Source organism: Bacillus sp. JST-5 (assembly GCF_057747715.1).
This window is the reverse complement of sequence record NZ_JBYLHW010000156.1, coordinates 1-1,293: the sequence shown is the minus strand read 5'-3', so window position 1 is coordinate 1,293 and position 1,293 is coordinate 1. Positions and strand designations below refer to the sequence as shown.

The following is a 1,293-nucleotide window of genomic DNA, read 5'->3' as shown; positions in this document are numbered from 1 at the left end:
TGCACATAACCCTGTCAAGTAGACAATGAAAAAAAGAGTATATTAAGCTGCGGTCTTTTCTCGATATTCAATCGGGGAAAGACCGTTAAATTTTTCTTGAAAACGACTGTGATTGTAAAAATGAATATATTCTTGAATAGCCTGATAAGCCTGTTCGATCGTTTTTGAGCGCACTAAATACAACTTCTCTGTCTTTAAATGTGAGAAGAAACTTTCGATACATGCATTATCATGACAATTTCCTCTTCGCGAATGGCTTCCTTGAATCTTGAGTTCTTTGAGCTGGTTCTCATATGATTTTGTCGTGTACTGGAATCCTTGATCGGAATGAAGGAGAGCATTCTTGCCAAACGGCTTCCCCTCCAGTTGTTTCAAGGTGTTTAATACCAAATTAAGATCATTTCTTTCAGAAAGTTCCCATGCGACTATTTCATTGTTATATAAATCTAAAACCGCAGACAAGTAAGCAAATGTATCTCCAACACGCACATAGGTAATATCAGTTACGAGTTTTTGTAACGGAATCTCCGCACAGAATTCGCGGTTTAATACATTCGGAAATACCACAGATCCTCTAATGCCGTAGAAAGGTCGTTTCTTCCGAATCACCGATTTTATACCTAGCTCCCTCATTAAACGTCGCACACGCTTATGATTTACAACGATCCCTTCTCTGGATAATGCCCTTGTCATGCGTTTATATCCATAGTACGGATGTAACTTATGAATAGCTAAAATATGTTCTTTCAACAAAAGGTCTTCTTCCAAACGTCTTGACATGTTCGAATGGTTCATGCGCCACTTGTAGTATCCAGCCCTTGAAACCTCTGCAATTTTTAACAGCCATGACAGTGGGTGTCTATGTTTTTTTCGTAGTTCATCAATAATATGAAACCGATCAGCTTTCAGGACCACTCCTTCCCATGTAGATTTGGATTGCGCTTTTTTAAGTATTCGACCTGCGCCTTCAAATAAGCATTTTCCTCTTCTAAACTCGAAAAATGTTTACGATTCCATACACCACGTTGATCTTTAAACGACTCGCCATTTCGAAATTTCTTGACCCATTCTGCAATCTGTGCATCACTCTTAATTCCAAAATGTTCACGAAGTTGTCGATAAGACCATCCCTCCTCCAATTTCAAACGAACGACTTCACGTTTAAGCTCTTCTGAATATGAGTTAAAGGTTTGTCCTTTTTTAGCCATAAAAAATCCCCTCCCAAGTAGACTCCTAAGAACATCATATCAAATGTCCTCTTTTTTTACTGTCTACCTGTAGGGGATAATACCA

At 38.5% G+C, this 1,293-nt stretch carries 1 protein-coding gene; it reads right to left on the bottom strand.

Features of this window, described 5'->3' with window-relative positions; translation table 11 throughout:
- Positions 1–42: 42 nt before the first annotated feature.
- Positions 43–1,208, bottom strand: a protein-coding gene (locus tag AC3ASS_RS14325) for an IS3 family transposase (RefSeq protein ID WP_488284163.1) whose coding sequence is annotated in 2 segments (ribosomal slippage) — positions 43–950 and positions 950–1,208 — 1,167 coding nt in all. Because the reading frame shifts where the segments join, the coding sequence is not laid out codon by codon here.
- Positions 1,209–1,293: the final 85 nt, after the last annotated feature.